The sequence below is a fragment of the Chimaeribacter californicus genome (genome assembly GCF_002858675.1).
Lineage (GTDB): Bacteria > Pseudomonadota > Gammaproteobacteria > Enterobacterales > Enterobacteriaceae > Chimaeribacter > Chimaeribacter californicus.
Genome location: NZ_PJZF01000072.1, coordinates 1 through 1272, shown reverse-complemented (window position 1 = coordinate 1272; position 1272 = coordinate 1). Strand labels below are relative to the sequence as shown.

General features: G+C 58.1%; 1 protein-coding gene. It reads right to left on the bottom strand.

Going from position 1 to position 1272, the window contains the following annotated elements:
* Positions 1-1051 (bottom strand): hypothetical protein (locus tag CYR55_RS22860; RefSeq protein ID WP_101818582.1); only part of this gene is annotated, 1051 nt, incomplete at its 3' end.
* Positions 1052-1272 lie beyond the last annotated feature (221 nt).

The window sequence follows — 1272 nt, the reverse complement described above, 5'->3', positions numbered from 1 at the left end:
TTGCCGCATAAGCAGCGCCAGACAGCCCCACATTGACACGGCCAGACGTCCACTGGTCTTTGTGGGTGAACGGGAAGTGATACAGGTTGATCGAGGTGTTATTCGTGGTCACCAGACCCGAATCGGCAGAGGCCGCGAGTGCTTCGGCATAGGTCAGGGTGCCTTTGAAGTCAATGAAGCCCTCAATCCGGCGATCCAGAACAAGATCGGCCAGCAGCTTGTGCGTTGCCGAGCTGTAGCACCCCAATCCCAGGACATGGGTGTAGTTCACGTTGGCATTTGAAAGCGCCGTCATCGCCTTGGCGTACTGCGTATCAGTGATAGTGCTTTGCGTACCGTTGGTACCACCAGCGAAGGCAATGGCATCGGTTGCGGTGAATGGAATGTCGGCCGCCGCCGCTGCATCACACACTGCCAGCATATAGGCGGAACGGGCTTCCAAGGCGCTCTCGATGTAGCAGGCGCGCCCCATGGAGTCAGCATCATCCGTGCCAAAGGAAACAACGGTGGTTTCCAGGGTAGAGGTCACGCCCAGGCTGTTGGTTTCCGTCAGCTTCAGCTTAAAGCGCGTGGTGCTGGCGGAGTCCGGGGAGAAGGTGATGTGACGTGCGGTAGACGGATCCCCATCATCGATATACACCGCCAGGAACTGTGAGCCGGTCAGCTCTACCTTGGTGCCATAGGCCAATGCGGACGTGGTGTGTGTGATTACCCCATCAGCATAGGAGAAGGTGATCACCGGGTATTTGGCATCATCGGCCACAACGCGCACGACATAGCCGTCGGTTTCCTGGACTGCCTCATAAACGTGGCGGATCGGCTCAAACTGCGCGCCGGCGGCCGGATGGATAGGCGCGCCCAAGACATCCAGGAAGTTGGACTTGGTGATCTTCAGCGCGGTGAACGGCTTGCCCCGGGCAAAGGCACCGACGCCCGCCCATACAGACTGATTAAGGTTGTCGCCGGTGGTGAGGGTGCTATCAGCACTAATGGCCGACACCGCCACAGCAGACACATTCGTCAGCGCAGTAGGGATACTGTAGTTAGACATTCAGCATATTCCTTAAGAGAGCGCCCACTGGCGGGCGCTCGGGTTTAACGGGTGGTTACTGGATTAGCTGGAGGCGCTTTCAATGACCTGGCCGGTACGGAAGTTGATCCCGCCCTTTTTGGCATTGGTCAGGGTCAGCAAGGTGAAGTACTGGGCACCGTTACGCGGGTGGATACGGTTGATTGCAGAACCCCACAGGGTGGTGCGGTTAACCAGGCCTG